We start from the raw sequence: 25,833 nt of genomic DNA, 5'->3' as shown, positions 1-25,833 counted from the left end.
AGCAGTAGTAGTGCTGCAACTAGTTAGTGTCAGTGCCGTTAGTGCAGTTATTATTGAGGGTAAAAATCTCATTTGCATTATCAATGGTTAATATCTTTTACTAATCACTCTTGAAGAGGGAGTGTGCCATAATTGCTGCCAAGGTGAAGGTATCGCTGTTGCCCTTAAGCACTTCCCTTGCTTGCTTTTAAATCTCCAATGAAACTTGATAGGAAAATCTAGGTGATAATCCTAGCTTAGACACCTAATTTACTCACTTTCTAGCAAGCTTTCTATCTGAGACAACAATTTATCTAACTGTTTTTGTTTTTTTGGATTTGACCAGACCTTAGTTTTTTGAACTTGGCTTAATATAGATGTAATGCGTTGTTTAACGGGAGCAGATTCAGACTCCTCCTGCTGAGGTTTTGCATTGTTAAAGCTACTAACTCGTTCTTTTATTTGATTTAAAGACAGTCCAGAACCAATTGCTTCTGCAAGCAAGGTTTTCCGAAGCTGTTCGTTTTTAACTCGTGCAATCATTCGTGATTTAGTGTACTCAATTTTTCCAGAGCGAAGTGCATCTAAAATATCTTCTGGGAGCTTCAATAGAGGAAGACGGTTACTAACAAAAGATTCCCATCCCATCAGCCCTAATTCAGTAAACACTGCCTTAATAGACTCAGCTTCAGGTTGACTGATAACGTTATCAGTCAGGCGAGATACATCATTTTGCATCCGGTAAAGTAGTGAAACTACCTCGGCTTTAGCGCATTGTAAACGTAATGCCAATAACTGCAAAACTGCTTCTGTTTCTTCAACTGGATTTAAATCTTCTCGCTGAAGATTTTCCACTAAAGCAATAGAAATAGCCTCTGAATCAGTTAAATCCCGGATAGTAACAGGAACTTCCAATAACCCAGATGCTTGGGCTGCTCTATAACGTCTTTCTCCAGCTACCAATTCATATTGCCCATCCTGATCAGGTATGGGACGAATCAGTAGATTCTCTAAAATGCCATATTCTTTTACCGATTGAATCAGTTGATCCATTTTTGTTGGATCAAAATAGCGTCGTGGCTGCTTGGAAGGAAGAACAATAGAGGATAGTGCCAACATTGATGCTGGCTGCTGTGATTCACCTACTGTTTCCGAGGTTTCAAATACAAAATCTTTAAGGTTTCGCCTCTTAGTGGACATTTAGCACCTCCAAAGCTTCGACAAACAAAGACTCATAATCTGCTGCGGCTTCCAACGCTGCTTTTCCTGACATTTGAAATACCGTATATCCTTGTCCAGGAGCATCTGCGATACATTGTTTTTGATAAATAGCAGCTTTCATGACCTGTGTTCCTGTTGCTTTAAGTACTTCTCTTGCTTCTCGTTCTAAAACCGTTCCTTTAGTAGCTCGACTTAAAAATAAAGCTGCTTTAGGATAACCTGACCTTAACTCAGTTGCATGTTTGATAAAACGCAATATTTTCTGACTACTGTGTAAATCTAAACCAGAAGGCTGGCAAGGGACTAAAGCAAGGTCACAACGAGCCAATATCGCTTTAGTAACTTCAGAAAGAGAGCCAGGGCCATCAATGACTAAAGCAGAATAGCTACTTGCTATCTGAGGAATCATTTCAAACAAATCTTCTGGATCTTGAATTACCTGACAATCTAGCCCTAAAGATTTAGCCCAAACTGAACTGCTTTGTTGAGCGTCGGCATCAACCATCAGCGTTTTTTGGCGTTGGCTAAACCAATAGGCCATATGAACAGCAGCTGTTGATTTGCCGACACCTCCTTTTTGATTAGTAAAAGCGACAATCATAATAATGAGATGCAAATACGCTTCTTGTTATTGCTGCCTATTAGACAGCATGGTTATTATCTACCGATTGTTCCATCTCGTAAACTATTTACGTAAGGCATTAAAGTTTTTAACTTGGCATCATTCTATGACAAATATTCAAAAGAGTGGAAATGAAGCTACGATTGCTTATAAGACTACGCTAAATACAATAGGCAATAGCTGAGAAGAAAAATAAAAACCCCAACACTTTAGCTGGGATTGAGGAGATATAGCGATATTCAAAGCGACCAGAAAATAGTCGTTAATTAGCTCCCATCCCAAGCACTGGTAGATCAGGTTAGTCTACTTCATAACCCTATACTGATGATAAAATTAAGAGAGATTTTTGGAACATGCTTTTGTAAAGCGCCTCCAGTCTCCCCATGTGATAATTTGGTAGCCGTTTGTGGCAATAAATCGTATAAGTAATATTAATTACACAACATTTGTAACTTTTCCAGCAGCCTATTTACTTAATGATTGTTAGCTTAATATTCACTTCGGTCTATTTAGTTGATAGATAATCCTCATAATAGTGGGTTTTTCTGATTCACAGCGCTCATAGCTCTCTCGTTAGAGTATGAGCGCTTTTGCTTGCTAATCAAGCTACTACTTGCATTGGCTATAGGACTCCTATTTGATTTCTGAACGGGTTTTAGGGCAAAATCCTTGTTGGATATAGATTTTAGTCTCAGTATATTGTCAAAATTCAAACCGGATTCCTATATATAGATGTGAAGCTTAAACTTTGTCTAACTTTGCAAAAGTCAAATATCTATCTAAATGCTTGAGGGTACATCTTGTTTGATTCTCCCCTAATTCTCCCCTTTTAATGCTTAAAGTTCTGAAACTGATTAATTTTACTCGAACTGAAAAGCTAGCTTTATGAGATTTGTTCCCTTAATAGATTCTCTTCTGATTGTTAGTTGTATTAGCCTAATGCCTTGTGTTGGTAGGGCCCAAACAGATGCTGTTATCAACGGAAAACCAATAGCTATCAATTTTAACAGTTTACCCACTAACTCTACTGATATTAGTTTCCTAAAGGGTTCGGAACTTGTTTATTATGCTTACCAGGGAGGTCTTTTACAACAAGGTATTCCGAGTGGAGGAACATTAGTACTTAAAACTTTAAGCGGAAATATTCTTGCAAAAGACTTGGTAAGAGCGGCTGTAAATGCAAATAAATTACCAGCACAAGTTTTGAATGACCAAAATTATCTAAATTCTGTAGGCTTACAACTTGAAGCATTACCTGATGAAGCTGCTCTTGATTGAAGTTATAACCATCTGTTACGAAAATACTAGTATCACGGAACACGTAGAATACTTAAAGAGTATAGCTTTGAATTTATTCAAATACTTATCTATCCACATACCAATACTTTGGTTCGTTTTTGGAACGGACAACTTGTCCACTTCTGGCACAACAGAAGCGTTAGATGCAGTTTCCAAAAAGCATTCTTCCCTAACTATAATTACGCTTTAGAATTTTTAGCATCACACATAGTTATATAACTGCACAATACCAACAGAAGCGATCGCTGTTTCTAAAATTGCCTCACCGTTATCTAATTGGCAAGCTTTTTCTTCTACTCAAAATCCCCATATTGAGGAGGACTAGCTCCAAGCCGCTTAATCGCAAATTTCTCACAAACAATAAAAATCAATTCACATCTCTTGATGTAAAACATTTTTTGATACATCATCAATTGAAGTTACTCGCTACCGCTTCGCTACGCTCTTTGCCAGTCGCACAAAATACCTTTTCTGTATTCTGGCGACTGACGCATGTATTCTGTTTTGATGAAATTAATAAATTACAGTACACAGTTTGATAAACTACTTTAAGTTAATTAGTAGTAATAGTGCTAATCTTGGTCAGATGCAAATAGAAGAAATTTTAGCCCAACTAGAAAATAACACTAAGGAATTTCCTCGTTTAGCGTTAGAAAGAGCCATTGAAGAGCGAGAAACCATTACATCTATATTAATAGAAATTTTAGACAAACTGAGTAACAATTTAGAAGAGCTACTAGAAAAATCAGACTATATTTTACATATCCATGCTTTATATTTACTGGCACAATTTAGGGAAGTAGCAGCATATCCTACAATTATCAAGTTTTTTTCAGTTCCTGGGGATGTGGCATTAGATGTAACTGGAGATATAGTAACTGAAGATTTATGCAGAATACTTGCTTCCGTTAGTGGCTCAAATATTGAGCCAATAAAGCAACTTATAGAAAATCCAGAAGCCAACGAATATGTAAGGGGTGCTGCATTAGAAGCATTATTGGTTTTAATAGCTCAAGAAGTCCTTACTAGAGAACAGGTGATACAATATTATGCCAAGCTGTTTTCTACTTTAGATAAAGAGGATTATTATATCCAAACTACTTTAGTAACCAATAGCGCACAGCTTTGTGCAGTCGAACTGCAAGAACAAATAGATCGGGCATTTGAAGAAGAATTGGTTGATTTGTTTTTTATTGACCAAGAAGATGTAAGCACTTATCTAGTAGTAGAGAGAGAAGAAGCTTTAAATAGACTACGTAACAATACAAAGTATTCTTTTATTAAAGATATAATCTTAGAAATGGAGAGTTGGAGTTGTTTCCAACCACAAGAGAGAGAGCCATCATATAATATTTTTATTCCAGAAGGATTTAGCCTTGGAACATCTGAAAAATCTAAAAATAAAGCTAGGGATAAGAAAAAAATGCAAAAGCAATCTCGGAGAAAAAATCGTTCTAAAAAGAAATGAGTCATCAATCTTAGCAAAATTTTTTGAACTTCACTAATAATGATAAAAAACTTAGAATTTTTTGGAATTATTTTTCTTCGTTAGGATACCAACCTGCCGAAATGACTTCAAAATTCCAAACATCTTTGAAGACGTATATGCGTCCGACCATTTCCGATGGGGAAAGCAAATTTTTGTCGCCTTCCTTCCAATCTTTTTTATCAACTGTTCCCATAACTACATAGTTATTACCTACAATTTGAGGATTTATTTGGACAAAAGTAGCAGCCATCAATGGCTCAATTTCCTGTTTTTTAGCAATAATTAAGTCGCAGCTTGGGCAATATTTACACTGTTTATTTAGTAAAAATAGCTGTTTAGGTTCAATGTGGATTACCAAAGGGAACTTGCGTAACTTAGTTTTAGTATCGCATTTGGGGCATTTAGTGAACGCACAATCACTATAAGGATTGAGAAAAAAGCGATGCCGCTTTTTAATTGTTTTATCTGGCTTTTTATTAACGCTATTTTTAACCATGCTACGATAAAAGCTTGATTAACTACATTGGGTTTTGTAACATAAGTTTAACTATAACAAGTGTGAAGAATTAACACTTACTCTTAACTAAAAATAGTGAGTTAGGTTGAGCTATTGCTAGATATTAGATGGTTGCTAGCTAAAGTCACCAACAGAGCAGAAGTAGCGATAGTAGCCTCTGAATACACCTGGATACAGATGCTTTAATCGCATCATCACGGAACTTGATCGCGGTAAACCGTTGTCAGCTTACCGCGCAACTTACGTCAATTATTCCACATTCCAACCATCAAACAGATTAGGCTGATCAATTCCGTACTGCCTCTGCACCAGCCGCCTCAGTTCTGCCACCGAGTTAGCCGACTTCATCAGAACCAGGACTGATATAACGTGAGGAGATAACCTCTCCTTTGTTTCTTTCGACAGCATTTGGTGTATTTTGTACTTTCTTCTCCCGTTAGGCAAAATTGGATTAACGATATCGAGCTTGGCTTTTTCTTCTGGAGTCATCCAGTTGTAGACAAACTCCCAATAGTATTTGCCGTTTTGTATGTGCTTTTTATGTAGCTTGCTTATCCGTGCTAGATTCTCCTCAAACTCAGTTTCAAAAAGTTTTGTCCAAGGACGCGGGGTATCAAGGATGCGAGAATCGTCTATGCGCCGTTGCTCAACTGTCCGCGACTCTCCCCAAACTTGCTCGAATCTGCTGATGAGTGAATCTTCAGATAAGGCATCAATTAACCTTCGAGCTTGTGCATTTCCTTTTGTGTCAAAGTAACGCCAAATTATTCTGGCATCTTTTAGTGACCAAGTTATAGCACGTGTTACTGTTGTTTTAACCGTATATTCCGCAGAAAGTGTAACCTGATTTAAGCCTTGTTCTACAAGGGTTTTATAGACACGGGGTAGGCTAAACTGTAACCTGGTTAGCCAGTTCTTATTTATACCTATTGCCTCAAGTATGTGATTTTGAGACATCCGGTACTCTTTCGTTTCAACAATCCTAATAGCATCAAACCGATAGTTGCCGATGTACAACTCAACGGCGTGGGCGGGTGTGAAGTCTTTCTTAGCCATGATTGCTTTCTCCACAAAAATTTCATCAAATTCTCGCGGAGCGTTTGCATGGTAGATTGCACTTCCCTTGGTGTTATCATCGCTGCCCAGTTTTTGAGAGTAAAAAAGACCCAGACATTTAATCTAGTAGTCTGCCAACCCAAAGATGCGCTTGTGAGGACTGGGGAAAGGGAAAAGGGGACTGGTTTTGGGATTTAAACCCTTTCCCCCTTATCCCCACTTCCCCTTATCCCCACTTCCCCTTTACCCCGCTTTCGTCACGAAAGCGAACTACTAGGTCTTTGAGGTTAGGAATTAACCCAAGATTTCAATCACAGCCGCTAGAATAGCTGGGGCTTTGTCTGAAACCGGAATGAATACCCGCTTTTGCCAGTTGATGATCTCGGTGAAGCAACCCACAGCTAAGAGTCGCTCTGCCAGTGAGATAGCATTAACCAGTTCTATGCGAGGTTCTGTGGCAATATAAGAACGCCGTAAAGTAACGCCACCCGGTAACTGCTGGGAATAGCCTTCGTTTAGCACTAAAGAGACTAACTCCTGTGGGCTTAACAGCTTGCTCTTAAGTCCGAGTTGTTCAGCCACAGATTGAATATCTACTGCACTGACCACCCGACCCAGAATTTTCTCGCCATCGCTGGTCTGCAACCGATATACTCGATTGTTCTTCTGGGGTAGCATTTTCCAGATTGGCAGCAATATCCCAGTCACAAGGTGAATATAATCAGTAGTGAATCTGGGCAATTGGTCAACTTCCTTCGACCAAGCTGCAACAAAGGCATCAGCCGAAACCTGCTTCCAAGTGGACGATTCCAACTTATCGACAGGGACACGCGTTTCTTTCTGTGGACGAACGAGTAGAACTCTTGGAATCACCCCGCCTTGGTCATCAAAGAAGCTGTGCGTAGGAATGCTCACAGCCGCATTACCGGATTTCTCATTGCTCATGAATTGCCCTTGATACTTAACAACAAACTCAAGCATTTCATCAGCCGTTTTGATGTTGTTCTTTTGGACACGCTCAATCTTTAAATAATTGGTCACGCTACCAGTTTGAGGATGAGTATAAACTGATTCACAGCTTTCGATACTAAATCTATCAGCCCGAAGTGTTTCTACTCCAACTTCAAACACACCATTAGCGATCGCAGTCTCGATTTGTTGACTTAATAGCAACTCGAAACGCTCGAAAATCGTATTTTGCATCCCGATTGTCAAAGCCAGCAGGCGATTGAGGAACTGTCGCAAGGGTGGGAGGTCTATCTTCATTCCACCTTCAGTGGAAGTGAGCGAGAGTCCTGTCATCTGTTCAAACTTCCCCAGAGGAACTTCATAAAATCGACCTTGAAAAATCTGCTTAAACAACTCGTATAAAGCATATTCAGCATAGTTCGACTCTAGATTGTCTTTGGCATCAAACATACCGTTACCGCCAGTTTGCCTCTGACCACGGGTGAGTGCGCCCAAGCTGTCCAGCCGTCTAGCAATCGTGCTGATGAATCGGCGTTCACCGCGCACGTTAGTAGTCACAGGACGGAAGACTGGTGCAGAAGCTTGGTTGGTACGGTGAGTGCGCCCAACGCCTTGAATTGCGTTGTCAGCACGCCAACCAGCTTCGAGTAAATAGTGCGATCGCCTTCTACGATTTACAGCATTTAAGTCAGCATGATAACTTCTGCCAGTACCACCTGCATCGCTGAAGATGAGTATTTGCTTATCTCCGGCCATGAATGCGTTAGTCTCAGCAATATTGGCACCACTACCCCGTGAATCCACAAACAAGCGTCCGGCTTCGTCTTTCAATACTCGTTTGCTACGACCTGTGACTTCAGCTACTTGCTTGTGACCAAAATGCCACAGCAATTGTTCTAATGCACCGGGGATTGGGTCAAGGCTTGCTAGTCGATCAATTAGAGTATCTCTCAAGGCTACAGCTTCTTGGGAGATAACCGGAGAGCCATCGGCATCAAAGACTGGTTCGGAGCGTTCGTCTCCATCAACGCCTGAGTGAATCTCATGCAGATGTACGGGAAAGGCACTTACTAAGTAGTCAAGAACATACTCCCGTGGTGTTAAATCAAGGTTCAAATCCTGCCATTCTTCGGGTGCAACTTCATTGAGTCGGCGTTTGAGTAATTCTTCATTGGTGGAAACTATTTGAATTACAACAGCATTGCCTTGGGCTAAATCATTCTCAATTGCTTTAATTAACTGTGGGCATTTCATGCTAGTTAATAAATGATTGAAGAATCTTTGCTTATACGATTCAAACTGAGACATGGCAGACATTTTAGCAGCACGGTTGTATGTTTTCGCACCAGTGATGTTGCAGGCTTCTAAAGCTTTATGCAAGTTATTATGGATAATTTGAAAAGCGTCTGCATAACTGTCATAGATACGTTCTTGAGTAGGAGTGAGTTCGATTTCTAACATCTCATACTCAACTCCCTCGAATGAAAGCGATCGCGCCAAATACAGTCCCAAAGCCTTGAGATCCCTGGCGACCACTTCCATCGCAGCGATACCACCGCCCTCAATGGATTCCACAAAATCCTCACGGGAGCTAAACGGAAAATCGCCGGTTTGCCAAAGCCCTAGACGATTTGTGTAAGATAGGTTGGAAACCTTCGTCGCTCCAGTCGCGGAGACATAGACAACCCGTGCCTGCGGTAATGCGTTTTGCAACCTCAGCCCAACAATGCCTTGCTGGGATGCTGCAACCATGCCCAGTTTGCCCTCTTGCGCCATTGCATTGCCCATACTGTGGCATTCGTCGAAAGCGATCGCTCCCTCAAATTCCTTGCCTGCCCATTCAACAATTTGCTTGAGCCGACTTTTATCGTTCTTTTGAGAGCGCAGAGTTGAGTAGGTACAGAATAAGATGCCTTGGGTGAAAGAGATGGGATCGCCTAGCTTGATGTTGCCCAGGTCGATAATATCTTTCTCACTACCTCCGAGCGCACACCAGTCCCTACGTGCGTCCTCAATAAGAGCAGAACTTTTAGATACCCAAATTGCTTTTCTTCGCCCCTGACACCAGTTGTCGAGGATGATTCCTGCACATTGTCTTCCTTTCCCTGCACCCGTCCCATCGCCTAAGAACCAGCCACGGCGAAATTTTACAGCATTTTCTGAGCTATTTGCTGCTACAGTCACATTATCCCATGAATCATCCACAATATAAGACCCAGATAAAAATTCTGAGTGCGCCTGACCTGCGTAAATAACGCTCTCAAGCTGTGCTGATGACAACAAGCCTTGTGCGATAATATTGCCAGGAAGATGCGGTTTGTAAGTTGGTGGTGGTGGCGAGACAAGTGCTAGGGCTGCACTCTCACAAAGCAGTGAGGGATGAGGTAAAGCATCTTTAATTCTGATTCGTTGTGGGCGATAGGTTTCATATAAAGTATCTTTGAGTCCTTCTGTAGCAGACCATTCGATAACCTCATACTCCAACACTACTACGTCGTCTGGAAGAAAGGAGACTGTTTCTGGTTGTGCAACTGTAGTACGCTTTGGCAATTGAACAACAATTGCCTTCACAGCAGCTTTGATATCTGAGCGTTCCCACGAAGACCTCTGTGGCAACTGCTCAATTAATGCCAGTATTTCAGGCAGATCCAAAGTTTCAGTAATACAAGGGATTTCGCTGGAGTCAGCCGGAACTTTGTCGATCACTGTAATCCGAGTGTCGATAGTTGTCCCATGTTTTGAGTAAACCTTGCCGTTAACCCCGACTGACATTAAAACTCGCGCTTCTGAGTGCCACCTAACAAAAGTCTCGCGCCAAGTGGGATTATTGGGAGAAAACCAGTTGGCTGTGATTGTTACCAGTCGTCCACCGTCGGCTAGTCTTTGCAATGCCGAGTTGATGTGGCGAGGAGTTGCGTCCGGGTTGCGACTGTTGATTTTGGGAGATGCAGAGAAAGGTGGATTCATCAGCACAACTGAGGGCTGAGTCTTGCCAACCAGATAGTCGTTAATTTGTTCCGCGTTTACTGAGAATAATGGTGTACCAGGGAATAATCGCCGCAGAATCTTCGTTCTATCGGGTGCAAGCTCGTTGAGCATCAGACTTGCACTGTGCAGTTTAGCCATTTGTGCTAACAAACCAGTTCCGGCACTTGGCTCCAAAATCAAATCAGTAGCTTGTATAAATCCTGCTTTGGCTACCAGATAAGCAAGCGGCAGAGGGGTGGAGAATTGCTGAAGCTGTACTGACTCTTCACTACGGCGAGTATGGGTCGGGCAGAGGGCTGTTAATTCTTCTAATTGTTGCACAACCACTTGAGGTTGTTGTGATAAAATCTTAATTCCCAGATGACGCAGATATAAGATTTGCGCCACTTCAATAGCTTCGTAAGCGTCTTTCCACTGCCATGCACCCTCTGCTGCCGTGCCTAGAAAATAGCGATTCATCTGGGCTTGGATTGTCCTGGTGGAGATAGTCCGTTGCTCAATCAGTGATTTGGTGAGTTCTTGAGCAACGTTGAGGATTGATTGCCCATAATCCAGAACTGTTTCTAGGTCAAACAGAGTTCCTTGCGTGGCTATAAGGCTGACCATATCTATTATATGAATACATCACTTTCGCTTTGGCGTAGCCGTTTGACCGAGAAGATTGGAGATTGGAGATTGAATGTTTTTGGTACAAGCCCAGCAGTCAAGTGGGTGGAATAAATCTAAAAGACGCTACGCACAGTCGCTTTCCGCGTCGCTATCGTCAATTCTCTTATCTTCTCGGCAATCTACAATTGTTTGAGCTAAGGACGGGTTAACTATAATTTTTTTGGTACTTTCCAGTTATCTTGCGTGGCTTGGTGGACTGGTGCTTAGTACTAGTTGAGGCGAATTTCTTAGACGTGGAGGATTTTGCTTTAGTCCGCTTGGGTTTGGTCGGTTGTACTTTGGCAGGTGGGAGTAGTCGGAGTCTGGGCAAAGGGATTATAGCTGCTGGCGTGGGAACAGAATGGTCAGGGGATTGTAGTTCTAAAGTCCAAGGGTCGGAAATATTCTCAAATGCGATCGCCCTTGGAGTAGGTTGTGATGCTGTTGCGGAAACTGTGGGCTGTTCAATAACTGGTAGTTGCCATCCGAATGGCGGTAAGGGTACAACCCACAAACTATTCATGAAATCGAAAACCATCAGCGCAACAAAGCTCATAACGACTACTTGGATCGTCAGGGTGAGAGTAGCTTGGATATCCATGATTAACTCCAAATGTTTGTGATTTTTCAATGTAGTGAGGCGTTGCAGTTGGGTTTGGTCGTTGCAACTCTCACTCTGGTTTTGGCGTAGCCATATTCCCATTCACAAAATGGGTGATTATGTTTACCCAGAGCATTGAAATCTTCTTAGCAAAGGCTAAGATCCAAAAAGTTACTAATTGCAATAAGCAATGGCAAGCAAAGAAATCCAAGTCCGAGAGTACACTGTCAGAGCGCACAAGCGGGAAATTCATACTCGCGTTTTTAACTTCGTATGTAAGCAGTGTGAACAACCCACACAACGAGAAACCTTTGGAGTTAGACCTCTATATTGCGAGAAATGCCGCCCTCCTCAACCTCCCAAGCAATCGAAAGTAGTCCCTATAGGCAAGAGGAAACCCAGAGCTATGAACTATGAGAGTGGCAAAGGTATTGGGGGGTGATTTTTTGTTTTGAGATAAGGGCAATACCTTCTCTTCTCTTTCAGAGACGCACTTGCGTTCGACGAATGCCAACGGAAAAAGCGGTTACGGCAGTTGCATCAAGTGACCAGCCTTGACTCTTCTGTGGATTGGCTGTTGCAGGGGTTGGGGATCTTGCTCCCACCGTATCTGTCATCCAAGCCATCGAAACTACTGGCGACTGTTGAAAGGGGGTACAACCTTGTGTGGAAGCAGTAGTGACGATACAGGAACGCCACAATAGCTACTATTTAATGAGAATTGGCCTAATTTTAATAGCGCTCGATGAGGAAATTTTGGAGTGGCGCTCACTTATAATCAAAATATGATGATTTTGAAGTAAAGATAAAATGCGTAAACAGACCATTCAATATACATCATCCTTAGATGCTTTGGTTGCCATTGCAAAGCGACTCAGTGTGTATGAAAACCACCAAAAAATGGACTCTGAAGATTTTTTTTATCAGTATAATCAGGGAACATTACCAGATGATGCTCTATTTATAGAATGGGCAAACGATTACCGCCATTATCTGGTTTTGCGTCAAGAAATAGAGCAAAGATTGAACTATGCTGCCTAACATTCTATCTGATTATTTAAATCAAGTAGAACAAGCAATTGTTCAATGTCCAAATCTTTACGTAGAACGTTATGAAGAAGAAATTTTAACATCCCTTCGGGCTAATTTAAGAATTAGATTGCGTTTAGCTCAAACACACTTATTAGAAATAAACGAAGCTATAGTAATTACAGATAATCAGTTGGAATTTCTTGATTATCGCTACCATTTTCAGGATGAGCGAAATAGCCTGGTTTTTCGTTATGATAGTACGCCGCATTTTCCTGATATCTCTACCTTTCCGCATCACAAGCATTTACCAAATAATGTGATTAGTTCTCAGAAACCGGAAATTATTCAAGTATTAAAAGAAGCAACCGAATTATTGAAATAGGTGGATAAGTTCCTGTCCTAAGAGCAAAAGAAGGTATATTATCTCTAAACGAAACAAAATTAAAGAAAATTTTCACCATGATAAATAACAGGTTTAATACAGCGAGATTGGTGATGTTTATCATTTGGCTAATTTGGTAGCTTATTCTAAGTGAAGAAAGAGAATAATTAAGGTTATAGCAGCGCTAACATAGAAATTCCCCTTCATTGTAAACAAACTATGCCCAAGACTTGGAACATCAAAATAGATAACTACTTTCAAGCTAACCCAAACTGCATCATCGCCACCGCCCATGTAGACTCATTCCCCACAGACCTACCCCTAGAACCGAACATCCGCGAACCGAACCGCAAAAGTGCGACCTACAGACAAGTCTTCGACTCACTGACAACCGAACCCGAAAAATTCTTCTCTCGTCATAGCGGAATCGTTCTGTCAGCCAATAAAGTTAAGCCTGTCAAGAACAAAACTGAACTAGAGCTAGAAGTCTTAGAAGCATCAGAGGGTGGTAGTGATGGCATTATCAACGGAGGGCATACAGTTTTAGCTTTTGAGCAAGCGAAAAATTACAACTACAATTTAACCGAAGCTAGGGTAAAAGTTACGATTCACATCGGACTGACTGAAGAATCAGCACTAGACATAGCCCTGGCAAGTAATACTACAACGCCAGTAGATTCTCGCTCCAAAGTCAACGCCAGAGGTGATTACAAATTCATCAAGCAGTACTTAGCTCAGTTAGAACAGAAGGAAGATAGAAAATTCCGCATTGCCTATTACCAAAACCAAAGCGGCGCTCCCAGAAATGCCCAGTGCAATGTCACCCATTTGCTCAAGCTCCTTTACTGCCTCGACAGAAATAAATACAACCCCGATGGCAATAAACGAACCAAGCACCCAGCAGGGATGAGTCTTCCCTCTAACATCACAGACGCAGAAAGGGAAAGATTAACTGCTTTACTGCCTCTCTTGACTCATGCTCTGTGGATAGAGCAAAGACTGTACGAAATAATCCAAGAACATATCAGCAACCCCAGAAGAAAGGGTGTGAACGATTTAGCATCAATTGATATACGTAAAACGACGTTATTGCCGGACAGCAAGTACTCTTTTGGGTTTGGTGCGCCAACCGACCTGGCACTACCGATAATCGCATCATATCGGGTATTTCTAGACAAGGACTATAAATGGATTCTGCCGTTTAACGAATTTGCTGAAGATTTTCTCCAACACCTGTGGAATAACTACTTCCGCAAATACTTAGTGTCGGAGAAAACAGCAGGAAATACAGTCGGTACTAAAATCAGCCGCAATCAAGAGATTTGGGAAAGTTTGTACATTTCGGCGCAAAGTTATCTAAATCAGCACTTGATGAAAATGGTCAACTCCAGTAAATCTAAAGAATTAAAGCTAACACCAGGCTAAAAGTTAATAGGAGCAAAGGAGCGGTAAATAATCGCTCTTACATTACTCTGGTCAAAAAAATCTTAGCCAAGTTTTAAAAAAGAGACAGAAACTGGGTTTTGAGCTTCATACGTTGAGTTAGTGTATGCTTGTTAATGTATAAATCCAATCTTGTTTTACGTTCAAATGTCTATTCCTGAAATTACCCAAAAACTTTTAACAGCCAAAGAAAACAAGGGGCTGACTTTTGCAGAATTAGCAGAAGTTCTGCAATGTAACGAAGTATGGATTGCCTCTGTAATTTATCGCCAAGCGAGTGCTTCACCTGAAGAAGCAAAGTTACTAGTTGATACATTAGGGCTTGATATAGACGATGCTAAAGAGCTGAGTAAATATCCGACAAAAGGTAGTGATGCTGTTGTTCCAACTGACCCTTTTATTTATCGGTTCTATGAAATTATGCAGGTGTATGGACTTCCACTAAAAGATGTAGTTCAAGAAAAGTTTGGTGATGGAATTATGAGTGCTATTGATTTTACCTTGAATGTAGACAAGGAAGAAGACCCAAAAGGCGAACGCGTGAAAATTGTTATGTCAGGTAAATTCCTCCCTTACAAAAAATGGTAATTTTCTTGGGCTTAGATACTTTTAATAACTAGCAAAGCGCCTGCAAGTGTTTGTTAATATACAGGTAGAATCGTTAGGATGTTAGCAGTCTAATCCTCTCTATTCCATCTCCCCGAAATACCTATTGAGCCAAAATGACTATTACCTGCAAACTTCTTTTAGAAAATCACGCTCAAGATTACTTATTGCAGAAGTAGGGTAAAGGGATGGAATTTCCCCAAACCCAGTAACCTTTACTATGCGCCCCAATAATTTGGCATTTGTTACTTTTGCAAGATGTTTACTAAGTAATAGGAAACGACCTCGCAACGCTGAGTAGAAAATAAACGCTTGGTAAAGAATAAGACTTGTCCCGATTAATAGCAAATGCAAGTATAGACTGACCATTGATTTTTATGCAAGCAAATCGCAGTTGTGTTAGTATTCAGATGAATCTCGGTTCTAGTGGGGAACAGCCGCTAGAGGAAACGGGGAAAGTCCGGTGTAAATCCGGCGCTGTCCCGCAGATGTAAACAAGGCTTGCCTTGTGAGTCAGAATGCCCGCCGAAGTTGACTTGTAATTTTTGTACATCTGCGAGGCACAGATAAGTATTTTTATGAAAATTTCTACAACTACTCAGCTTTACGTTCTCATAGCTCCACATATCAATCCGCTACAGATTACGACTTTCTATGAGAGGGTAAGCGATTAATTTCCGGTACAAGTTGTGTCTTGAGATGCAGCGATCGCGATCGCCACTCCAGGATGAGAGTATCACTTGGAATATAGTCACAGCAACAAAAAACTCTTCCCAATCACGCATAGGAATTGCTAAGTTACTAAATAATAGTTCAGTTAATTATCATGCCGAAATTCTATCTTCACCGAACTGGGAAGATTCCTACTGCTATTCATCCCTTTGTTAAACAAACGGCTCTTCCTCAAGGCAAACACAAGCCCAGTCTACTGCAAGGGAAAATTATTCAAGATGTTCAAAACATTGCAATATCGATGTATCGGATGATTTATATTGCGATTGCCGACCGTGGGTAGTTACGAAATCACTCCTCTGATTCAGGACGAGCAGCAATGAGTAAACCGTTGGATCGACTCAAATAGGTGTACAAGATCGTTCAAAAAAATGCCAAGTTTATTATATTCTGTAATTGTTTTTTTTCTGCTATTAGTAATTGGAATTGCGGCTTATTTCCTAACTGCCCGCAAGTATCAATCCTCATCCACAGTTGCCAATTCCTACGATCAATGGACTCTTGACGGGATCGTAGAGTTTTATTGGGGAGAACACATTCACCTTGGTCACTACGGTTCGCCGCCACGACGAAAGGATTTTCTGGCTGCTAAATCTGACTTTGTACATTCTATGGTTAAATGGGGTGGAATAGAAAAATTACCCCCTGGTAGTACCGTCTTAGATGTTGGCTGTGGTATTGGGGGCAGCAGTCGGATTTTAGCGCGAGATTATGGGTTTGCTGTCACAGGGATTACCATCAGTCCTATTCAGGTGAAACGCGCCCAGGAGTTAACACCCCTTGGGCTAAACGCCCAGTTTGCGGTTGATGATGCAATGGCATTGTCGTTTCCAGATGCCAGTTTTGATGTGGTCTGGTCAATCGAAGCAGGCCCCCACATGCCAGATAAAACCGTTTTTGCTAGAGAATTAATGCGGGTGCTAAAGCCTGGTGGACTGTTGGTTGTAGCTGACTGGAATCAGAAGGATGACCGCCAAAAGCCGCTAAATTTTTGGGAGAAACGAGTAATGCAGCAACTCCTCGATCAGTGGTCTCATCCAGCTTTTTCCAGTATTGAAGGCTTTTCCGAGCTTTTGGCAGGGACAGAATTAGTTGAAGGGGAGGTAATTACGGCAGACTGGACGCAAGAAACCCTTCCTTCTTGGTTCGATTCGATTTGGCAAGGAGTGGCTCGACCAGAGGGATTAGTGCGTTTTGGGCTGTCTGGTTTCATCAAGTCTGTGCGCGAGGTACCGACGCTTTTACTGATGCGTTTGGCGTTTGGTGCAGGATTGTGTCGATTTGGAATGTTCTGGGCTGTGCGGGCAAATGGAAGCACAGAATTCATGCACAGAAACTTTGCTAACCAAAATCCCTCAAGCTTGGTTAGGTAGCGATCGCAGCTATTTATGAATATTTGGATTTTAACTAAGTTTGGGGGTTTGATTCCCCTAGTTCTAAAGGCAGAACAAATTGAAGCCTAGCTAAATCCCCGTCACAAAACGTAATTATGAATTATGAATTATCGAATTAAGGGATTTGTACCAGTTCCAAACAAAGCTATCCGTCTGGTATTACAGGGTGTTGGTAATCGATTTGACTACTTTTATGACTATCTTTGGCAACCCCAGGAACCCCGTCAAACGCGATTAGTATTGATTGGACGAGAGCTTGAGCAGGTTCGCATTGAATCATTGGTGTTGGAGAAGGAAGTTAATGCGACCATCCAATAGTGTTTGGCAAGGAAATTTTGGCTACTGGCAAAATAGTTTTATTCATAATAATCTGCTGGTAATCGGTTACACAGGATGGAAGGGATTTCAGTCATTTGGGCGGGGAATTGTTATTTGTGATGTGGATACTAAACTTACTCACCCTACAAATACAAGTCTTGATACAGTTCCCTTTACTCTCCAATTTCTCCCCTGGGATCTGATTGGGTTTTACTTGCGATCACAATCACTTAACTCATCTATAATCTCATCAATTTTCTCAGCAGTCGCAACATACAATCCCCATCAAGATATTCTTCTGGTGCTAAAGGCGGAACCTCAGATTGAGGTTAATTTTTTACACCAACTAAAAATTACTCCACCCGATTGCTACGAACAAGTTTGCAAGCGATGGTCAGAATTTCAACCAAGCTTAATGCCCTAATACTTACTTTATTCCTCAATGCTCAAACCACAATTAAGCAAGATTCCGAAATCTACTCGCTACCAAAATGCGGCGATAGATTATTACATGGGACTCACAAATTCCGACTATCTCCGTTTGTACGAGGTGCGCTATCCTACATTAGGCGGCGCTGTCAAGTCAATGCTACCAGTTATTTCAACTTACCCCAAAAAGAACTTCAGCCGCTAGGAGAAAGTTTTATTTAATGGAAACCGCAGTGAAAAAGTCGGATTTTGTCCTGAGTCCTTACATGAACAGCAGAGACTTGCGGGCAACTTATCAAATTCTGAATACGGTTGTGCCTTATGTGGTTTTATGGTTTTTAGCACACAAAGCAGCTGCTATTTGTTTTTGGTTGCTTGCGCCTACTATAGTTTTGATGACGCTGTTTTCAGCGCGTTGTTTTTCTTTAATGCATGATTGCGGACACTATTCACTCTTTCGTTCAAAAAGGGTTAATCAAATTATCGGTTTTATTCTGGGGGTGATCAACGCGATCCCTCAATATCCGTGGTCAAGAGGACATGCCTATCACCACAAAACCAACGGTGATTGGCAACGCTATCGCGGTCCTAGTGCATTACTCTCTACAGAGGAGTTTGCTCGCCTCAGTCCATCTGCCCAAAGGCGTTATGAATTACTGAGGCACCCATTCATGATCTTTCCGGGAGGTTTTTTCTATGTCGCGATTAAGCCAAGACTCGCCCTGATTGCCGGAATATATGATTTTATCACTCATCTACTGACTTGCTTGCAGCAAGATCCTTTTATGGATTTACCTCGAATCATCTCCTCTCATAAGTCTAGAAATTGGTACACTGCGGCTGAATTTTGGCATCTGTTGTTCAATAACATTTGTGTAATCGGCATCTGGATTTTTCTGGGGTATTTACTTGGATTTGGTTTTTTCGTGAGCGTTTACTCAATCACGCTAACTTGTGCTGCGGCAATCCTCATCTGCGTCTTCTTTGTTCAGCACAACTTTGATGGCTCTTACGCCCACAAGACTGAAGGGTGGGACTATCTCGAAGGAGCAATTAAGGGCAGCAGTTATCTGGAGTTACCCACCGTTTTAAAGTGGTTTTCCGCCGATATCGGCTACCATAACATTCATCATCTTTGCGACAGAATCCCCAATTACAACCTCCAAGCTTGCCACAATCAAAATATTCACCTGCTTAGAAGTGCAAAAACGCTGCGAATGGTAGATATTCCTGATTGCTTCAAATACATTTTGTGGGATTGTCCCTCCAATCGCCTCACGTCGATAGCATCGTTTCGTCAAGCGGCACAATCCATCGACCTAGAGAGAGCCAACGAAGCGTAAAGCTTCTATGTTTGCTGGGGTAGTTCCTTTAGGTGAGGAAATACTACAACTAAAATCTCAAATTAATGCATTGATGGCTCGCTACAGTTTCCTCAAGCCAGGGATGTTTTTTGTGGATTTAGAAACGGGTAACTATTTGGATATTAGTGGCAGCAAAGTATTTCCCGCCGCGAGTACGATTAAGTTCCCAATTCTGATTGCTTTATTTGAGAGAATAGACGCTGGTACAGTCAAACTAAATGACACCTTGGTAATGCGGCGAGACTTGGTTGCAAGTGGCTCTGGATGCTTGCAGTATCAACGTGTGGGAACCAAGTTGACTGTGCTGCAAACCATAAACAAAAAGTTGGTCTGATTATGGTCTTATGTTCATGCTTGGTAAGACAACCATCTTCTAATTCATTCTGCTCAAAAGAAACCCCAATTACGTCAACGGATTGCAGATTGCCGATTGTAGATTTGAGATTGACTGCACCTACTTTTGGATGCAGCTTGAAGATTTGAGATTGACGTAAGCGGCGCGGAAAGCGATTCCACGAGCGTCTTTGAGATTTATTCCGTCCACTTTCCTGCTGGGCTTGTACCAAAACACTCAATCTGCAATCTGCGATCGATCTCCAATCTTCTAAGTCAAAAAGCTTGTTAGCAACATCTAAGGAAATTGATTTCGACCAAGACATATTTACTCCAAAGAATCTAAGAGTTCAGCTAAACAATTAAAAACCATCTTCACCTACTTTGATTTATTCCCCTTTTTGAACCAGCAATTTCCCAGACACCCCGGCAGTAAAACCCAACCCAATTGCCGCCACAGTCACACCGGGCTTAATAAACAACGTCGCAATTCCGATAACTGCACCCCAAAGACAGCCATAACAGCAAACGATAATCAACTGATTTTTGGGTTTAGCCCTTTCGTCCGATATGGATTGATGGACTATGGCATAATTTTCAAGCTCATTGGTAATTTCTAGTAAAGAAGCGCCGTACTGTTTTTCTAAGCGTTCGATAGCCAATCTGTCTTGCTTAACTGGACTTATGGCTAATTTTTGCAATGCTGTGGTTAATTTATCACTCATTTTTAAACTTCCTATGCTTCGACATTCCAGAAAATGTTTAGAAAAATTAAGTCTTGCTGGAGAAATAAAAAGACTCTATTTTTCAGCCGTATTTGAAGATGTAAGAATACCGGAACTCGACCGGAACTCGACCGGAACTCAACGGGAACTCAACGGGAACTGTGACGAATTTTACTGGTTAATATTAAAAACGCTGAAACCATCTTTCTCATTTCCGCATAATCGGTTACTGTCAATCAATTGTGACAAGGCATTTCTCAAGTAAAGAACACTCTTTTTCTCGTCGCCCCACTTGCGGCTGTTTCTGATAGCTGCAAAAGAAGTTGGAGGACTAGCAGTAGCCGCAACGATCGCCACAATCTGTTCTAAATCAGCCTCAGAAATACTACTCTCTTCTACTTCCAGAAATTCCACTTCTTGATAAGGCTTTGAAAAAATGGACTCCAGATGATTAACTGCGTCCGATGGTGCAATTTTCTCCCCTGTAGGTATGACTGCCTTTTCATGCTGTTGAACTAATTCTGGGAAGAATTGAAGTAATGTTCTAGCTGGATCTGGTTGCCCATTGCCTGGGTGCAAATGGGTCTTTAGCCATTCGGGAATCATGCCCAAGTTGCCACCACTAACAGGTTCTCCAAAGTTATTAGGGTTGGCTTTGAAATATTCTCCACTAGCGACATTCATTTTGCGTAGACCACCAGCGCTAACCGCAACAGCTACACAGCCAATAAAGTTAACCGATTGCTTAAAGGTATCTGCCAGTCCAGCCGTAGCTTTACCGACCACGCTTGTCAGGTTAGAACCATGCAATACGATAATTAATGTACCACCAGACTTAGCGAAGCGAGAAAGTAAATATTGAATCGCCCAGGTGCGATCGCTCTCCTCCAACAATGACAACAACCGCATCGCCTCATCAATTACTAGCAGTAAATTTTTATGGGAGTAAGGTTCGCTTCCATCTAAACCCTTAAGAAATTTCAATAAATCACGAGCGACGAGTTCATCAGCCCCATCCGCATCTTGATCCGGGTACTTAAGGGCAGAGGTCAAGTTGCAAGCAAAGGGGTAAACGTCCACCCCAGCTGTAAAGTATTGGGTATTCAATCCAGGGTCAAGTGCAGTTGATAATGTTGCTAAGATTGCTGCTAAGGTTCCCTTGCCACCTCGCTGAGTACCAGCGATCGCTATCACTTGAGAACTCATCATATCTTCTACTTGAAAACCACTTTTCGTTAAAGCAGCGATGACTGCGTTTGCTCTATTAGTCAAAGGGAGATTAATTATAGCGTCTGGTACAAGCCCATCAGAGGAAGATGGCTGTAACTCTGTGGGTCTAGAAAGCTCCGCAGCTTGGTTCATCTTCCCAATATCTACAGTCGGTGATTGAAACTGCTTAATATCTACGGTGGGTGGTAACTGGGTTTGAGCTTGTGCAATAGCACTTATCTCTGACAAATTCACCCGACTGTCAATCGTCACATCTTGTAAATGGAGAGCCATACTTTGATAAGTAGGTAGCTGACGACCCAAAAGCTTGCCAAACCAGCCAAACATCCAGCGATAAGCATAAAAACGTTTTCCTGGTTCAACTTGGGTTAAATATTGGACAATATTTTCAAACTCAGCATGAAGAAAGGTGTACTCTTCTGCTGATTGTCGTTCTAGGAATTTAACGGTATTAGCAAGATGATCCGCTTGATAATTGCTCCTAGCATCATAATCTCCAGCACGAGCTAGAGCGTCTACAAAATTACCACGCACAAAAGGCAAGGGGGCAATTTCTTTAGTGCGGTTGGAGTGTTCGACAACAAACCATAGCCACGCAGCACCGCCAATTAAACCACCAACTATAGCCAAAGGGTTGACCGCATAACAAACCACTCCTATCCCAGAAGCCAACAAACCAAGTACACGGGTCATGTCTGCTTCGTTCTCAGATGCCCGTGCCATTTCAAATAATCCATCTTTTCTCTCTTGCAGCCATTGGGCAATATTTCCAGCTTCCAAGTGAGACAAGCTAGGATATGATTCGCGTAAATGTTCAGTTTCTTTAGTTGTAATTTTTGGGATATTGTTACTTTGCATAAAACAAATGCCCTGTTAAGTAGTGAGTGCCGCTCAATGTAGAGAGTTGTTGAGCGGCACTGGTTTTAATCTTTGGTCAACCGCCAGATGGCAAACCCAATTTCACCTGCCATCATTGTGCCGATGTTAAATAAGATGCACCCCAAAATCATGAATGGGGCTGTAAATTCAAATGGGTTACGAGCGGCAAAGGTGGTGACAATATCGAATGCCCAAACCGCAATCACAACTAGCCCTGCACTAGAGCGATCGCGTATACCTGCGGTTTTGTAGTCCGCCCAGAGTTGACCTACCAAGTCAATCTTGCCACTAGGCTTGGTTTCAAGCTCATAAACCATGTGGTCTTGAAGTTCCCGTCGTGCGGAATCTGGGTTCTTACCGCGTAGGGCGTGGGCTTCGATTACCTGAACGCCTACAGAAATTATGAATGCAAGGTAAAAAAACGGGTTGAACAGTGCAAACGGCACATTTAGCCAATTCCAAGCCGGCTCAAACCAGGGTAAAACAGGCGGCCCAGTAAAGATTAATTGCCAAGTTGAATCAGCACTGATTATGGAACCGCCGATAAATAAAATCCCGCCAACTAATGCACGACCCGCACCACCGTTAGCAACAAACTGATTGACAATCGCGGCGGCAGCCCTAATGGGTAAACCGACAATCATCACTACAGCCTTGGCACAAAAATCGATGATTTCACCAAGCGATCGCTTCTTATCTTTGGGTTTACTATCGCTGTTGCTAGTACTACTACTTTCTGCACCTAATCCCATTACTAACTCCTACTTTGTTTGATATTTTGAACGCTTTTACAAATACCTTTAGCTTTGTGCTTCCACTTCCAAATTCCTTCTTCAATCCGCCCAATACACCTACCCGTTGCGTCAAAAACATCAATAATCTCATCATCTTGATAAAAGGTTGTGTCTGGTCTGGGATTGCGTTTAGCGCTATCAAAGTAATTGGTAATTCTCAACTTGCGACTTGTGGGCATCACTCCCGCCTCATACAAGGCATCACTGGTTTTTGCCCGTTCTTCTATGCGCGAACGTTCTAGTTCTTCTGAGGCTTTTAGCCGTTGAAGCTCTGCATAAGTCCCCAACTTGGGTACTAAGGGGATGATTACAGGCAATATGCAAATGCCAACACCAGCCAAAGCTAAGTACAGTTGTTTTTTATACATGAAACTGCTGTGCTATAGCGCGTTCTTAGTACAAATTTTTCCCATGTTTTACGATCCTGAAACACTTATGAAACCATTGAAACATTGCTGTGAAACAGTTTTATGAAACACTCCCACCCATAACGGTTTTCGAGCAAGGAATTAACTGGTGTTTCATGTTTCACGCTGGGGGAATGCTGTTTCACGCCCTGAAACATTGATGAAACCGTTGAAACAGTTTCGTGAAACAGTTTTGTGAAACGGTTGGATGAAACACTACCCTTCATAACGGCTTTCCAGCAAGAAATTAGCTGGTGTTTCATGTTTCACATTTGATGTTTCACGCGGGGGAATGCTGTTTCATGCTGTTTCACGAGCCTGAAACACTGATGAAACCGTTGAAACAGTTTCATGAAACAGTGCTGTGAAACAGTTGGATGAAACACTCTCACCCATCACTGTTACTTTGATGCCCGTCTCAGAAATGTCAATCCTGCACCAACAAGTAATGCCAAGGGAATGAATATCCCGCTACCAATTAATCCAGTAGCGACAACGCTACTAACGATATATGCACTACCACCTAAAGCGCCAATAACTGAAGTAGCAAACAATCCCGTACTGAGAATATCCATATCCTGATTTTTCTTTTGATGAGTTAATAGCTCTTGAAGTAATCGGATTTGGGCAACAGTGGCAACAGTTTCATTTTGGATCTGTAGCAATGCTGCCACTGTTTTATAAGCTTCTAAAATCGGATCTGTGTCCCCATCGAAGAAACTCTCTCCCGTAACGAATTGAGTCGTACTTTGAGTTGTTCCTTTTTTCTGATCGACTCCCCCAGTCTTGTTGAGGCTTCTTCTGCCAAATTAATCAAACTCTGATCTATCTCGGTAATCTGGTTATCAACTTCCAACATGGATTGTTCAGCAAAGGCATCCAACACCGTCCCTTTGGCTCCAATCAAGGATTCCATGAACAACAAAGCTCCTGTGACACCAGTTGATGCACCCAAAATCTTAGATTGCTCATTTTGAACAGCTATAGCACCAGAAATAGTCTCTTTATCAGCCGCAGTCAACTTGTATGAGGCTTGTTGAATTGCCTCATCAGCTTTGGTGATTGTGGCTTCGGGTATATCTGCTATAGGTGATTGTTGAGGTTGTAATTTCTCACTATTGGTAATGTCTCGAAATCTAGCTAAAATCTCCTCTGGAACTTGTGAATCGACCGTCCATTTTTGCTCTGGATATTGACGGCGCAGCTCATCAACTACCAATCCTTGTACTTTGTTGAGAGCTTGTGCAAATTCTTTAACAATCATCATTTAGGCTCCTGAAAACTTTTCGGGGTGATTTTTTAATTCAATTGCCACCTTCTTCAAAGAACCTTTGGTTAAAACGTAACTTCTAATTCTTTGAAGCACAGGTAAGTGCCAGTTTGTCAACTTCGCTCGTCCGTTTAGCCCTCCATTATCTTCGTCCCGAAAATCTTCAAATTCTGGCAAGTATAAAGAAGCTAAGTCTAGATACTTTTGGAACTGTCTAATTCCAACTGATGGCTCCAATTGTCTGGCTGCCTCCTCTCGTGTTAACAATTCTTCAACTACACAGCTTCCCTGAATTAGCAATGGTTTCGGCTCCTAGAGTTCCGACTGAGTTCCGGTTGAATTCCGATTGAGTTCCGACTGAGTTCCGGTTGAGTTCCGGTTGAGTTCCGATTGAATTCCGGTACTGCTAATACTAATAATAAAAAAACCACCGACTGGTGGGGAGGGTTTTTCTAATGGCTTAGTGTTTGGGAAACACTAACTTCTTAATAAGTAATTATGAATCGCTCCAAAATGGTTAAGTATATACGGCTTTGGTTCGACAAATCTGGAGCTACTTTCATCAGCTAACCAGTTTTTTAGTGCCTCGACTGAGTAACCTGACAAACGACTCATTTGGTAAGTCGAGAAATTATGAACTCTTTTAAATTCTTTAGGATGTATTGGCTTAATACCAATATTTTTCATACTACGATCGCTCCTACTATCTGTGAAGCTATTGTGGGAGTAGTCCATTGTTTAACGTACCATACCGTATAACAATTTGCAAACATAACGTAAACTGCCGTACTATCTTTATATTATTTCTCTGTTGTGTATGCCGAAATCAGGATTTAAAACAATCACAGTACCGGACTGGATTGTTGATGAAATTAAGAGACAGCCTGACTATAAAGGGAATCAAGCTGCCACTTTGGGGGCGCTCGTTAGGGATGGTGTTGCAGCTCGTGGCGGAGAATTAGAAAACCCAGCAATATTACTTGCACGCATACTGAATCACTTACCTAATTGGGAGCGGCGCGAATCCTGGGAATTAGCACTGAGTATTTTAAGTTGGTTGCAAGAAACAGAGCATGATGCTGATTGATCGGATTGATAAAATTGGT

The 25,833-nt window shown here is 41.8% G+C and carries 29 protein-coding genes, 2 pseudogenes and 1 riboswitch; of the genes and pseudogenes, 15 read left to right on the top strand and 16 right to left on the bottom strand.

Annotated elements, in window-relative coordinates; all coding sequences use genetic code 11:
• Positions 1-249: 249 nt before the first annotated feature.
• Complete coding sequence (locus HWQ37_RS08565) at positions 250-1,179, bottom strand: ParB/RepB/Spo0J family partition protein (protein WP_292745832.1); 930 nt, start codon at positions 1,177-1,179, stop codon at positions 250-252.
• Entirely contained in the window at positions 1,169-1,801 is a 633-nt protein-coding gene (locus tag HWQ37_RS08560; protein ID WP_190947416.1) for an AAA family ATPase, read from the bottom strand. Before HWQ37_RS08560 ends, HWQ37_RS08565 begins: the two co-directional genes overlap by 11 nt.
• A 906-nt stretch (positions 1,802-2,707) precedes the next feature.
• On the opposite strand from HWQ37_RS08560, the gene HWQ37_RS08555 reads away from it, so the two are divergent.
• Positions 2,708-3,100: a hypothetical protein gene (locus HWQ37_RS08555; protein WP_069074069.1), complete on the top strand. Its 393-nt coding sequence runs from the start codon at positions 2,708-2,710 to the stop codon at positions 3,098-3,100.
• Between the two features lie 607 nt (positions 3,101-3,707).
• A complete protein-coding gene (locus HWQ37_RS08550; protein ID WP_292745827.1) occupies positions 3,708-4,589 on the top strand; it encodes a DUF1186 domain-containing protein in 882 nt (293 codons plus the stop codon).
• 67 nt (positions 4,590-4,656) lie between these two features.
• On the opposite strand, the gene HWQ37_RS08545 is transcribed toward HWQ37_RS08550, so the two are convergent.
• The 4 genes from HWQ37_RS08545 to HWQ37_RS08530 all read right to left on the bottom strand — a co-directional run bounded on the left by HWQ37_RS08545 (position 4,657) and on the right by HWQ37_RS08530 (position 11,491).
• Entirely contained in the window at positions 4,657-5,106 is a 450-nt protein-coding gene (locus HWQ37_RS08545) for a hypothetical protein (protein ID WP_292745825.1), read from the bottom strand.
• Between the two features lie 270 nt (positions 5,107-5,376).
• Positions 5,377-6,183 (bottom strand): P63C domain-containing protein, encoded by an 807-nt coding sequence (locus tag HWQ37_RS08540; protein WP_292745823.1) that lies wholly within the window; start codon positions 6,181-6,183, stop codon positions 5,377-5,379.
• Positions 6,184-6,477: 294 nt separating this feature from the next.
• Entirely contained in the window at positions 6,478-10,746 is a 4,269-nt protein-coding gene (locus HWQ37_RS08535; RefSeq protein ID WP_292745821.1) for a strawberry notch family protein, read from the bottom strand.
• A 208-nt stretch (positions 10,747-10,954) separates the two neighbouring features.
• Positions 10,955-11,491 carry a hypothetical protein gene (locus HWQ37_RS08530; RefSeq protein ID WP_292745819.1) on the bottom strand — a complete coding sequence of 179 codons (537 nt, stop codon included), beginning with the start codon at positions 11,489-11,491 and terminating at the stop codon, positions 10,955-10,957.
• Positions 11,492-11,579: 88 nt separating this feature from the next.
• On the opposite strand from HWQ37_RS08530, the gene HWQ37_RS08525 reads away from it, so the two are divergent.
• Positions 11,580-11,831 (top strand): hypothetical protein, encoded by a 252-nt coding sequence (locus HWQ37_RS08525; protein WP_194144364.1) that lies wholly within the window; start codon positions 11,580-11,582, stop codon positions 11,829-11,831.
• Between the two features lie 40 nt (positions 11,832-11,871).
• On the opposite strand, the gene HWQ37_RS08520 is transcribed toward HWQ37_RS08525, so the two are convergent.
• On the bottom strand, positions 11,872-12,090 hold the full coding sequence (locus tag HWQ37_RS08520; RefSeq protein ID WP_292745816.1) for a hypothetical protein: 219 nt from the start codon (positions 12,088-12,090) through the stop codon (positions 11,872-11,874).
• Between the two features lie 109 nt (positions 12,091-12,199).
• Between HWQ37_RS08520 and tumA the strand changes: the two genes are divergently transcribed.
• The 11 genes and pseudogenes from tumA to HWQ37_RS08465 form a co-directional block, all read left to right on the top strand.
• Positions 12,200-12,430 (top strand): antitoxin TumA, encoded by a 231-nt coding sequence (gene tumA, locus HWQ37_RS08515; RefSeq protein WP_292745814.1) that lies wholly within the window; start codon positions 12,200-12,202, stop codon positions 12,428-12,430.
• A complete protein-coding gene (gene tumE, locus HWQ37_RS08510) occupies positions 12,420-12,803 on the top strand; it encodes a toxin TumE (protein ID WP_194145053.1) in 384 nt (127 codons plus the stop codon). The genes tumA and tumE overlap by 11 nt, the downstream gene beginning before the upstream one ends.
• 219 nt (positions 12,804-13,022) lie before the next feature.
• Positions 13,023-14,228: an AIPR family protein gene (locus HWQ37_RS08505; protein WP_292745810.1), complete on the top strand. Its 1,206-nt coding sequence runs from the start codon at positions 13,023-13,025 to the stop codon at positions 14,226-14,228.
• Positions 14,229-14,393: 165 nt separating this feature from the next.
• On the top strand, positions 14,394-14,834 hold the full coding sequence (cynS, locus tag HWQ37_RS08500; RefSeq protein ID WP_292745808.1) for a cyanase: 441 nt from the start codon (positions 14,394-14,396) through the stop codon (positions 14,832-14,834).
• A 419-nt stretch (positions 14,835-15,253) separates the two neighbouring features.
• Positions 15,254-15,396: riboswitch (cobalamin riboswitch) on the top strand.
• 282 nt (positions 15,397-15,678) lie between these two features.
• Positions 15,679-15,867, top strand: coding sequence for a hypothetical protein (locus HWQ37_RS08495; protein ID WP_292745806.1), 189 nt, complete (start codon positions 15,679-15,681; stop codon positions 15,865-15,867).
• 88 nt (positions 15,868-15,955) lie between these two features.
• Complete coding sequence (locus HWQ37_RS08490) at positions 15,956-16,957, top strand: methyltransferase domain-containing protein (protein ID WP_292745804.1); 1,002 nt, start codon at positions 15,956-15,958, stop codon at positions 16,955-16,957.
• Positions 16,958-17,086: 129 nt separating this feature from the next.
• Positions 17,087-17,296 (top strand): annotated as a pseudogene (locus HWQ37_RS08485) (GTP-binding protein); the annotation flags it as partial.
• The gene (locus HWQ37_RS08480; RefSeq protein WP_292745802.1) at positions 17,280-17,720 is read left to right on the top strand and encodes a hypothetical protein; all 441 of its coding nucleotides are present in this window, start codon (positions 17,280-17,282) and stop codon (positions 17,718-17,720) included. The pseudogene HWQ37_RS08485 and the gene HWQ37_RS08480, both read left to right, overlap by 17 nt.
• An 18-nt stretch (positions 17,721-17,738) precedes the next feature.
• The gene (locus tag HWQ37_RS08475) at positions 17,739-17,930 is read left to right on the top strand and encodes a hypothetical protein (RefSeq protein WP_292745800.1); all 192 of its coding nucleotides are present in this window, start codon (positions 17,739-17,741) and stop codon (positions 17,928-17,930) included.
• A 16-nt stretch (positions 17,931-17,946) separates the two neighbouring features.
• Complete coding sequence (locus HWQ37_RS08470; protein WP_292745798.1) at positions 17,947-19,068, top strand: fatty acid desaturase; 1,122 nt, start codon at positions 17,947-17,949, stop codon at positions 19,066-19,068.
• Between the two features lie 4 nt (positions 19,069-19,072).
• Positions 19,073-19,417 (top strand): annotated as a pseudogene (locus HWQ37_RS08465) (serine hydrolase); the annotation flags it as partial.
• On the opposite strand, the gene HWQ37_RS08460 reads toward HWQ37_RS08465, so the two are convergent.
• From HWQ37_RS08460 to HWQ37_RS08420, 9 genes are all read right to left on the bottom strand, one after another.
• Complete coding sequence (locus HWQ37_RS08460; RefSeq protein ID WP_292745838.1) at positions 19,299-19,748, bottom strand: hypothetical protein; 450 nt, start codon at positions 19,746-19,748, stop codon at positions 19,299-19,301. The pseudogene HWQ37_RS08465 and the gene HWQ37_RS08460 overlap by 119 nt on opposite strands.
• Positions 19,749-19,811: 63 nt before the next feature.
• Positions 19,812-20,147, bottom strand: coding sequence for a hypothetical protein (locus tag HWQ37_RS08455; RefSeq protein WP_292745796.1), 336 nt, complete (start codon positions 20,145-20,147; stop codon positions 19,812-19,814).
• A gap of 171 nt (positions 20,148-20,318) precedes the next feature.
• Positions 20,319-22,235, bottom strand: coding sequence for a hypothetical protein (locus HWQ37_RS08450; protein ID WP_292745793.1), 1,917 nt, complete (start codon positions 22,233-22,235; stop codon positions 20,319-20,321).
• A gap of 65 nt (positions 22,236-22,300) precedes the next feature.
• Positions 22,301-23,008, bottom strand: a complete 708-nt coding sequence (locus tag HWQ37_RS08445) for a hypothetical protein (protein ID WP_292745792.1) — start codon at positions 23,006-23,008, stop codon at positions 22,301-22,303.
• A gap of 2 nt (positions 23,009-23,010) precedes the next feature.
• The gene (locus tag HWQ37_RS08440; protein ID WP_292745790.1) at positions 23,011-23,418 is read right to left on the bottom strand and encodes a hypothetical protein; all 408 of its coding nucleotides are present in this window, start codon (positions 23,416-23,418) and stop codon (positions 23,011-23,013) included.
• A gap of 440 nt (positions 23,419-23,858) precedes the next feature.
• On the bottom strand, positions 23,859-24,131 hold the full coding sequence (locus HWQ37_RS08435; protein WP_292698728.1) for a hypothetical protein: 273 nt from the start codon (positions 24,129-24,131) through the stop codon (positions 23,859-23,861).
• A gap of 14 nt (positions 24,132-24,145) precedes the next feature.
• Complete coding sequence (locus HWQ37_RS08430; protein ID WP_292745788.1) at positions 24,146-24,724, bottom strand: hypothetical protein; 579 nt, start codon at positions 24,722-24,724, stop codon at positions 24,146-24,148.
• Positions 24,725-25,027 (bottom strand): hypothetical protein, encoded by a 303-nt coding sequence (locus tag HWQ37_RS08425; protein ID WP_292745786.1) that lies wholly within the window; start codon positions 25,025-25,027, stop codon positions 24,725-24,727.
• 177 nt (positions 25,028-25,204) lie between these two features.
• Entirely contained in the window at positions 25,205-25,462 is a 258-nt protein-coding gene (locus HWQ37_RS08420; protein WP_292745784.1) for a hypothetical protein, read from the bottom strand.
• Positions 25,463-25,544: 82 nt separating this feature from the next.
• Between HWQ37_RS08420 and HWQ37_RS08415 the strand changes: the two genes are divergently transcribed.
• Positions 25,545-25,814, top strand: a complete 270-nt coding sequence (locus tag HWQ37_RS08415) for a hypothetical protein (protein ID WP_194144853.1) — start codon at positions 25,545-25,547, stop codon at positions 25,812-25,814.
• Positions 25,815-25,833 lie beyond the last annotated feature (19 nt).

Origin of the sequence: Nostoc sp. NMS4, from assembly GCF_017115095.1 — a bacterium.
Taxonomy (GTDB): Bacteria; Cyanobacteriota; Cyanobacteriia; order Cyanobacteriales; family Nostocaceae; genus Nostoc.
This window is presented reverse-complemented; position numbering and strand designations above follow the sequence as displayed.

Coding starts and splice junctions, on each gene's coding strand:
- HWQ37_RS08565 (WP_292745832.1), bottom strand. CDS start 1,179: ATGTCCACTAAGAGGCGAAACCTTAAAGATTTTGTATTTGAAACCTCG.
- HWQ37_RS08560 (WP_190947416.1), bottom strand. CDS start 1,801: ATGATTGTCGCTTTTACTAATCAAAAAGGAGGTGTCGGCAAATCAACA.
- HWQ37_RS08555 (WP_069074069.1), top strand. CDS start 2,708: ATGAGATTTGTTCCCTTAATAGATTCTCTTCTGATTGTTAGTTGTATT.
- HWQ37_RS08550 (WP_292745827.1), top strand. CDS start 3,708: ATGCAAATAGAAGAAATTTTAGCCCAACTAGAAAATAACACTAAGGAA.
- HWQ37_RS08545 (WP_292745825.1), bottom strand. CDS start 5,106: ATGGTTAAAAATAGCGTTAATAAAAAGCCAGATAAAACAATTAAAAAG.
- HWQ37_RS08540 (WP_292745823.1), bottom strand. CDS start 6,183: ATGGCTAAGAAAGACTTCACACCCGCCCACGCCGTTGAGTTGTACATC.
- HWQ37_RS08535 (WP_292745821.1), bottom strand. CDS start 10,746: ATGGTCAGCCTTATAGCCACGCAAGGAACTCTGTTTGACCTAGAAACA.
- HWQ37_RS08530 (WP_292745819.1), bottom strand. CDS start 11,491: ATGGGAATATGGCTACGCCAAAACCAGAGTGAGAGTTGCAACGACCAA.
- HWQ37_RS08525 (WP_194144364.1), top strand. CDS start 11,580: ATGGCAAGCAAAGAAATCCAAGTCCGAGAGTACACTGTCAGAGCGCAC.
- tumA (WP_292745814.1), top strand. CDS start 12,200: ATGCGTAAACAGACCATTCAATATACATCATCCTTAGATGCTTTGGTT.
- tumE (WP_194145053.1), top strand. CDS start 12,420: ATGCTGCCTAACATTCTATCTGATTATTTAAATCAAGTAGAACAAGCA.
- HWQ37_RS08505 (WP_292745810.1), top strand. CDS start 13,023: ATGCCCAAGACTTGGAACATCAAAATAGATAACTACTTTCAAGCTAAC.
- cynS (WP_292745808.1), top strand. CDS start 14,394: ATGTCTATTCCTGAAATTACCCAAAAACTTTTAACAGCCAAAGAAAAC.
- HWQ37_RS08495 (WP_292745806.1), top strand. CDS start 15,679: ATGCCGAAATTCTATCTTCACCGAACTGGGAAGATTCCTACTGCTATT.
- HWQ37_RS08490 (WP_292745804.1), top strand. CDS start 15,956: ATGCCAAGTTTATTATATTCTGTAATTGTTTTTTTTCTGCTATTAGTA.
- HWQ37_RS08480 (WP_292745802.1), top strand. CDS start 17,280: ATGCGACCATCCAATAGTGTTTGGCAAGGAAATTTTGGCTACTGGCAA.
- HWQ37_RS08475 (WP_292745800.1), top strand. CDS start 17,739: ATGCTCAAACCACAATTAAGCAAGATTCCGAAATCTACTCGCTACCAA.
- HWQ37_RS08470 (WP_292745798.1), top strand. CDS start 17,947: ATGGAAACCGCAGTGAAAAAGTCGGATTTTGTCCTGAGTCCTTACATG.
- HWQ37_RS08460 (WP_292745838.1), bottom strand. CDS start 19,748: ATGTCTTGGTCGAAATCAATTTCCTTAGATGTTGCTAACAAGCTTTTT.
- HWQ37_RS08455 (WP_292745796.1), bottom strand. CDS start 20,147: ATGAGTGATAAATTAACCACAGCATTGCAAAAATTAGCCATAAGTCCA.
- HWQ37_RS08450 (WP_292745793.1), bottom strand. CDS start 22,235: ATGCAAAGTAACAATATCCCAAAAATTACAACTAAAGAAACTGAACAT.
- HWQ37_RS08445 (WP_292745792.1), bottom strand. CDS start 23,008: ATGGGATTAGGTGCAGAAAGTAGTAGTACTAGCAACAGCGATAGTAAA.
- HWQ37_RS08440 (WP_292745790.1), bottom strand. CDS start 23,418: ATGTATAAAAAACAACTGTACTTAGCTTTGGCTGGTGTTGGCATTTGC.
- HWQ37_RS08430 (WP_292745788.1), bottom strand. CDS start 24,724: ATGATGATTGTTAAAGAATTTGCACAAGCTCTCAACAAAGTACAAGGA.
- HWQ37_RS08420 (WP_292745784.1), bottom strand. CDS start 25,462: ATGGACTACTCCCACAATAGCTTCACAGATAGTAGGAGCGATCGTAGT.
- HWQ37_RS08415 (WP_194144853.1), top strand. CDS start 25,545: ATGCCGAAATCAGGATTTAAAACAATCACAGTACCGGACTGGATTGTT.